This window comes from Microcoleus sp. Pol12B4, from assembly GCF_036701385.1.
Taxonomy (GTDB): Bacteria; Cyanobacteriota; Cyanobacteriia; order Cyanobacteriales; family Microcoleaceae; genus Microcoleus.
Map to the genome: position 1 here is coordinate 1 of NZ_JAUBQR010000277.1, position 7,521 is coordinate 7,521.

At 44.5% G+C, this 7,521-nt stretch carries 7 protein-coding genes; 2 read left to right on the forward strand and 5 right to left on the reverse strand.

Annotated elements, in window-relative coordinates:
* The first annotated feature begins 65 nt into the window (after positions 1 to 65).
* Complete coding sequence (locus QUA38_RS25955) at positions 66 to 1,388, forward strand: tetratricopeptide repeat protein (protein WP_333167004.1); 1,323 nt, start codon at positions 66 to 68, stop codon at positions 1,386 to 1,388.
* 70 nt (positions 1,389 to 1,458) lie between these two features.
* On the opposite strand, the gene QUA38_RS25960 is transcribed toward QUA38_RS25955, so the two are convergent.
* Entirely contained in the window at positions 1,459 to 1,980 is a 522-nt protein-coding gene (locus tag QUA38_RS25960) for a GNAT family N-acetyltransferase (RefSeq protein ID WP_333099994.1), read from the reverse strand.
* 451 nt (positions 1,981 to 2,431) lie between these two features.
* Here QUA38_RS25960 and QUA38_RS25965 point away from each other — a divergent pair, with 451 nt between their 5' ends.
* Complete coding sequence (locus QUA38_RS25965; RefSeq protein ID WP_333167006.1) at positions 2,432 to 4,483, forward strand: ABC transporter ATP-binding protein; 2,052 nt, start codon at positions 2,432 to 2,434, stop codon at positions 4,481 to 4,483.
* Positions 4,484 to 4,607: 124 nt separating this feature from the next.
* Here QUA38_RS25965 and QUA38_RS25970 read toward each other — a convergent pair whose 3' ends face one another.
* The 4 genes from QUA38_RS25970 to QUA38_RS25985 form a co-directional block, all read right to left on the reverse strand.
* Positions 4,608 to 4,910: a hypothetical protein gene (locus QUA38_RS25970; protein WP_333167008.1), complete on the reverse strand. Its 303-nt coding sequence runs from the start codon at positions 4,908 to 4,910 to the stop codon at positions 4,608 to 4,610.
* A gap of 181 nt (positions 4,911 to 5,091) precedes the next feature.
* Positions 5,092 to 5,310, reverse strand: coding sequence for a hypothetical protein (locus tag QUA38_RS25975; protein WP_172184703.1), 219 nt, complete (start codon positions 5,308 to 5,310; stop codon positions 5,092 to 5,094).
* A 131-nt stretch (positions 5,311 to 5,441) separates the two neighbouring features.
* Complete coding sequence (locus QUA38_RS25980; protein WP_333167010.1) at positions 5,442 to 6,659, reverse strand: DNA double-strand break repair nuclease NurA; 1,218 nt, start codon at positions 6,657 to 6,659, stop codon at positions 5,442 to 5,444.
* A gap of 409 nt (positions 6,660 to 7,068) precedes the next feature.
* A partial coding sequence (locus QUA38_RS25985; RefSeq protein WP_333167012.1) for an HAD hydrolase-like protein occupies positions 7,069 to 7,521 on the reverse strand: 453 nt, incomplete at its 5' end.

A 7,521-nucleotide genomic window follows, 5' to 3' on the forward strand; every position in this document is an offset into this window, starting at 1 on the left:
AACAGTTTGCTTTTGTGCCATCTTTGTGACATAATTTATACCGTTTTGTAGATATGCAAAACTTGATGTTTCCAGAAGAGATGCCGAATCGCGGCAACCAAATTTTAAGAATGAGAAGTTCTGTGCCAATTGGGTGCTTGCTTTTCTTGTGGCTGTGTGCTGGTTCTATTGCTAGCGCCCAAACTAATCCACCAGGCCTCGATCAATTTTCTCCTAATCCTCTAGAAATTACCACACCCGATCCCCTAGCTCCCGCTAATGAATCTTTGAGCAGCACTCAGCGGGACGAACTGACAGCGGCTTTGGAGCAGTTAAACTTAGAAGCAGCGGCTAAACTGGAAGCTGGAGACGGCGCTGGTGCTTTTGAAATTTGGTTCCGAGAATTGCGGCTGCGGAGGTATTTGGGCCCGGCGGCGGAAATTGCTGCTTTGAGTCGGGTGGGAAATGTTGCTTGGAGCAATGGTAAAAACCTCGAACTACAGCTTATTACCAAACGGTTGCAAGCAATTCAAAAAGAAGTCAAATCCCAAGTACCACTTAATACTGAGTTGCTCCCCGCCTTCGCTGCGGCTTTTCAGCAGGTGCGCGCTAAAGGCCCGACTGTAGAAGTTTACCAAGAAATTCTCGAAAATGCGCGCCAAAACGAAGATATATTGGCTCAAGGTCAGATTTTGAAGGCGATCGCGCTAATTCACGTCAATTGGTTGAGTTACGATAAAGCTGCTTCCGTGTATGAGGAATTGGCAACTTTAATTCAGGAAAACCGCGCTTTATTTGCTGCTAATTCTGCTGTACCAAATTCTGCTGTTGTTGCGGGAAACGGCGCGCCGCCGCAACCTGTAACTCCTCCAACTGAGGTAGATACTCTGAGACAGTTAGCTTACGTTTACCAGCAGTCAAAACAACCCCTAAAGGCGATCGCAGCAAGGGAAAAACTAGCATCAGTGTATCTTAACTTGCAAAATCCCAGCGCTATACCACCGCTCAAAATTGCGATCGCCAGCGATTATCAAACCATAGGTCAAATCAATTTAGCAGCTCAATACTATCAGGAAGCATACAATTTAGCCGTCCCTATTCAACAGTATGCCCAGGCTAGCGAAGCTTTGGATAAATTAGCTTTACTTTATCGAGCGCAAAAGCAGTGGGAACAGACTTTGCGGATTTATCAAATGCAGTTGCTGTTAGAAGAGCGGGCTTACAATTTCTACGGATTGATGAACACTTATGACAATATCGGTCAAGTTTATCAAGAGATGAAGGCTTACGATAAGGCTTTGGAATCCTATCAAAAAGGGTTAGACGTGGCTAAAAAATTGGGACACCGACAAGAGTATTTTGCTAAGAAAATTCAAAAAGTTAACAAGCAATTGCAAAGGACTTCGTAGTTGTCAGCCGACAATAATGCCAATTTGCGATGTCAGTAATTTAAATGCAGTAAGGTGCGCAGTGCGCACCCTACGAAAATACTTGGGACTGGTAACTTTCTCGCGATATAGAATAATACACTACATCTGTTTCGTAGTAGTGAGCATTTTTTTCATATTTCATGCCAACTTTCTGTATCACCCGCTGGGAGGCGATATTTTCTGGGCGGGCGATCGCAACTATTCTATCAAACTGTAAGATTTCAAATCCATACTTTAGACTAGCAAAAGATGCTTCTGTTACCAATCCTTGATTCCAATAAAGTTTGTTGAGTACATAGCCGAGTTCAACTTCCGATGTTCTGTCCAGAAAACCCAGTCCGCAGCGACCTATCATTTTACGGTCTATTTTATGTACTACAGCCCACATTCCAAAGTTGTTTTCTTCCCAACGTTTGAGCATGGTATGAATGGCGATTTCTGTTGCTTCTCTACTTCTAACTCCTGTGAGGTATTTCATGGTTTCCGGATCGCTGTAGATGGGGTACAGATCATCTAAGTCGTCAGGTGTAAATTTTCTCAGATACAATCGTGCTGTCTCTATTTCGTGCATAATTTATCAGTACAAAGTCTAATACACTTTCCTTGGGACGAGGGTGAAATGTAAAATTAATTTCTTCAATGGAGTGAAGTGTATTTTTAAAAGCAAGCATTTAACCAGCAAATAAAACCCGTGGCCAACTCTATGTCTAAAGGCATAAAGTGGCAAGTAGGGGGTATCCGCTGTTGTAATAAATATGGGTGACTGAGCGCTGTCTGGTTCGAGAATTTGCTGGAGCTGTATAAGATTTCCTAATTTAACTGACTCTATTTGCTACAATTGTTAGTTGGATATATTGTACAGCTTTTTTGCTCAAATCTGAGCGAACTGATCTCGCCAGCCAGCCCTACAAGCCGCGCAGCGAAAAAAAGCTCCATATCCTCAGCAAAAGTCCCCAAATTTAGCAGCATAATAGCTTTTGCAATCTAAAATCTAAAATCTAAAATCTAAAATCTAAAATCGGATGACAATTTCCTCACCAGTAGCAGACACCAAAAACAAATCCGGCCAGGAAACAGACTGGCGGTTATTCATGAGGTTGGCATCTTACGCAACCCGCAGCAAACGCTTGCTGATTATTTCGATCGCACTATTAGTACCGCTAGCAGTCTCAGGAGCAATTCAACCCATTCTCATCGGACAGGCAATTTCGGTAATTCGCTCGGAACCTACCTACGAATTCTTGCGGGGATTGTCTCTATCTGCTGCATTGAATATTTTGGCTATTTTGCTCATGCTAACTATAACACTTAGATTAGCACTGCAATCAGTTCAAGGCTATTTAGTCACGAAAGTAGGGCAAATAATTACTACAGATATTAGAAATGATTTGTTCGCGCACGTCACATCCCTAGCAGTGAGATTTTTCGATCGCACTCCTGTCGGTAAATTGATGACCCGCCTCACCAGCGATGTAGAAGCTTTGGGAGAGGTTTTCTCTTCAGGGGCGATCGGCATTGTCAGCGATTTATTTTCAATTTTAGTAATTGCCATTTTCATGTTTACCATGCAGTGGCAACTAGCTTTAATGTTGGTGCTGATGATGATACCAATTACCGCAGTCATAGTTTATTTCCAGTACCAATATCGCATAGCAAATTACAATACCCGAGAAGAACTTTCCGATCTCAACGCACAACTGCAAGAAAACCTGACCGGTATTGGCGTAGTGCAGCTATTCCGCCGCGAAAAATTCAACTCAGAATTGTTTCGCGTCACCAATAAACGCTACATTAAAGCAGTTGACAAAACTATATTTTACGACTCAGCCGTATCTGCGACATTAGAATGGATTGCTTTAGTAGCGATTGCAGCCGTTTTGTGGATGGGGGGTCAAAGGGTTTTAGCCGGTAATCTTAACTTCGGTACTCTCTCTGCATTCATTTTATTTGCTCAGCGTCTCTTCGATCCGCTGCGGCAATTTGCGGAGAAATTCACGGCAATTCAAGCAGGATTTACGGCAGTCGAACGGATTAGCGATATTCTCAACGAACCGATCGAAATTAAAGATCCAACTAGCGGGAAGAAGGAAGAGGGCAGAGGGCAGAAGGAAGAAGGAAGAGGGAAGAGGGCAGAAGGAAGAAGGGCAGGTTATTCACCGTTGTTGATAACTGGACATCCAGAGGCAACGGCTTACAACTTGTCTCCGTTGGATCGAGAATTGGCAGATAATCATCAAAATCCAGCAAGTTCAGAATATCGTTTAGTGCCTAACAATCCCCAATCACCCCCCGCCAACCCCCCCAAGCTTCGGGGGGGAGAAAATGCCAAGTCGCCGAATTCTGAATCGGGAGAAATCCAATTTGACAACGTGTGGTTTGCTTATAAAGAAAACGAATATGTCCTGCAAAACCTCAATTTCACCATCAAATCCGGCGAAAAAGTAGCATTAGTTGGCCCTACCGGTGCGGGCAAAAGTTCGATTATCCGTCTCCTGTGCCGCCTTTACGAGCCGACGCGAGGACGGATTCTGGTTAATCATGTGGATATTCGGGATTTGCCTCAAGCAGAGTTACGCAGGCACATAGGCGTAATTATCCAAGATGGCTTTCTATTTGCTGGTGACGTGAAGAGCAATATCAGCCTGGGAGAAAGTTACTCGATTGAGGAAATTCAAGCAGCAGCAGAAAAGACAAATGTTGCCCGGTTGATCGAACAGTTGCCTCAAGGTTATGATACGCAATTGCGGGAACGGGGAACTAATCTTTCGGGGGGACAAAAGCAATTATTAGCGTTTGCTCGCGCCGCCATTCGCAATCCCAGTATCTTAGTTCTAGACGAGGCAACTGCTAGTTTGGATGTGGGAACGGAAGCTTTAATTCAAGAAGCTCTAGAGCGTTTGATGGCGGACAGAACGGCGATAATTATTGCTCACAGGCTCTCGACTATCCGAAATGTCGATCGTATTTTAGTGCTCAAACGCGGGCAGTTAGTAGAGTCTGGCAGCCACGAAGAATTGTTGCAGCAAGAAGGGTTGTATGCCAGTTTGTACAAATTGCAAATGCTGGGAAGTTAATATCTGAAGGAAGAACGAAGAGGGAAGAGGGAAAATTTTCGGAATACCCAGATACAGGACTTGACGGGGTTCTTACCCCGTCAAGTTTTCTATTCAACCTTTGTTTGCACTTTTTATCTGCGATTCACTTCACGTTAAGCTGAGGATTCCGATCGCCTAGCCCCATCGCCAATCCCGCCACGTCAGATGCCAGCATCCCACTCAGGAAGGCCCCAAACGCTGTCACCCCCACATTGACTGCATCCAGCGATTGCATCGGGAAAGCGCTGCTGTAGAGAAAGCCCCCAGCAATGCCACCCGCTAGGCCAGAGAGTCGGAAGGCAATTTCTCGGAACGGATCGGGAGGAGGAGGAAACCGCCAGGGCCCCCTGGGAATCGTTCCACACCATCCGGCGATCGCCCAAGCCATTAATAAAGCTATATTCATTTGCTTTTATCTCGATACGTTAGCTTTATTGTGGCGATCGAACCGAGCGATCGACCAGTCGCATTTTTGAGTGACACTTATTTGAGCGACAGGCCTCTGTGCCACCACAGCAGACCTTGGCATACATTCAATTAGATTCGTCCTCCAATCTAAAATCTAAAATCGCAAATTTCAAATTGATTTACTTGCCTGAAATCATTTTCCCCAGGGTTTCCGGCAGGTGAATTATGTGTTGGAAAAGCTGATTTGGACCGATACCAAACAATAATTGCATCGCCAGCACAATTGCTGCTAAAGCAATCGCTGTCCCGATGCTGGCTTTCAACACTTTAAAAGCCCAATTAAACACCAGCCAAGATACAAGTAATGAAGCAATTAAGATAATTAATTCTATTGGCATATAACATTTTTAACTTTAATTTAAGACTGCGGACATGAAACTAGAACGCCCGATTTCTTCCTATATAATCATCAAACCAAATAGCTTTGTCAAAAACCAGGTTTAAGAACACAACTCCTGTGATTTTAAGTTTAAGCAATACTGCCGCGTTTCCGTGTTTCCTTATAAGAAATTCCGACATTTTTTAAGCCGGCTTTAATCATTTGCTGCTCTAACAAAGCGAAAAAGCGACTTCGATCGCCCCCCGTGACTACCGCTTGATTGTGAGCTTCTGCTAGCGTCACCGGATACCCGCCACCTTTGTGTACTTGAGCCAGCATCATTCCTAATGCTAAATCTAGCTGTGCTGTATCTTGTGCTACCCATTCCGGCACTTCTATTCTAGCAATTTCTGTGCCAACGTGAACGTAACAGAAATAAACTGAATTGAGGCCGTACAAATCTAAAATTCGAGCTTGGGATTTCCACAAAGGGCTTCTTTGTCCCGGTGACAGGATTGTTGCCCACAAGATGGCATCCCGCAGAGGTTCAAATTCTTGGCAAGGTGCTTTGTCAGCGAAAGAAATTGTGGCGGCAAATCCGACGTTCGGGCAATTTGTCATGCAGTCTGGTACTTCGTGGGTGCAAGCTTCAAACCGTAAAAAAGATAAGCTTTCGCTGCTGCGAGAAGCGCTTAAGTATCCTAACAGCGGAATTCCTGCTAAACGCAACTTGTCCCAAGCTTCTAAAATTGGTAACAAAATTTGATCGCGCGCTTCGCTGGGTAACTGTTCCAAAAACCAATAAATCAGGGAACCGTCTACCATTGCTAAAGCTGGCGCGGGCAATTTATTGTCGTTAACTTTTGCCCAATTGCAGCCCATTTCTGCTAAGGCAATTGCTTCCGAAACTGCTCGCCGGTATCCCATCCATTCTTCGGTTCTAATTCCCCACTGTCGCGAACCGTACAAGTCTTCGGGTTTGTAGAAAACCTCGGGTACGCTGTCTAAAACTGGGTGGCGGCTTTGTCCGTAGTGCAGCATGACTGTGCCGACGTTTAGCAGGTAGCAGTAGGCTATTTCGTGATGGTTGGGGGAAATTTGCGAGCCGTCTGTGGCAAAGACTGTGTGAGCTGCGGGGGGTGCGGTGATGTAGGTACGATCGGACAATGGCTCGATCGGCGTGGCAGCATTGAATAAAGTGCGATCGCGCCAATTCTCTTGCAATTCCACCAATTTTTCCTGTTCCGCTGCCGCCTTTACTAGCAAATTCTGAGCCACTTCCAAACGCTGGCGAGCGGCCTGAGCTTCCACATTCAAATGTTGGCTCATTCCCTGCATTGCCTTGGCTGCTTTAGTTAAATCGAGCATTGGTTTTAAGTCTCAATATTAGAAAGCTTTCACGCTGAGAAATTATCAAAATACTTTTCAATTTTTTGGTGCCGAAGCTTGGTTTTTTGTCATACACGCGGTTTGATAAATTATAATACTTCCTACCCGCCCGCAGAAATAGTAAAAAAACCCAGTTTTGGAGGTCAAGAGTGCCTGCAATAGTCTCTAAAAAAACATTTTTTTTGTCGATAATCTTGCTTTTTTGAGTGACTTTTGTTATATTTAACTTATAATGGGATGGTGACACAAATATTATTTGTGTCACCATCCCATTATATTAAAATACCATGTCTACCCCGCAAAAGTCAACACAAAAGATGTAAAATTTTGTGATTTTTTTCGCCTCTGAAAAGCGAAAAAAAAATCCCACCTGTCAACAAATCTAACCTCAACAGTCGAGCGGCAGCCAATCGGCAAAATCTCCGACAAACTGGGACAGAGAAAGCAATTGAACTGGTGGATTTTGAGCCACAGATTCCCGTTCTGGCAAAGTATTGTAACCCCAATCAGCCAAAAATAACTTCACCTGAGATAAATCCGGCTGCTGTTTCACCGACAGCAAAGTTTTTAACCGATCTTCCACAAACCAAATAGTCGAATCTTTGCCAGACGCTGCCAAAAATTCCCGCAAAATTTGGTGTTTAGGCTTGTTATATTCCTTACCAAAAATTAACTCCGACGGCATTTGTACGCCTGCTAGCTGCAAAAGTTCTCGCACAAAACGGCCTTCCTTTGTAGTGACGATCGCCACTTTCACCGAACTCTCCTGCAACGAGTGCAAGCGATCGGCAACCCCTGGATAAAAGCGGTGCAAAGACAGCCACCCAGCTAAATCCTCAGC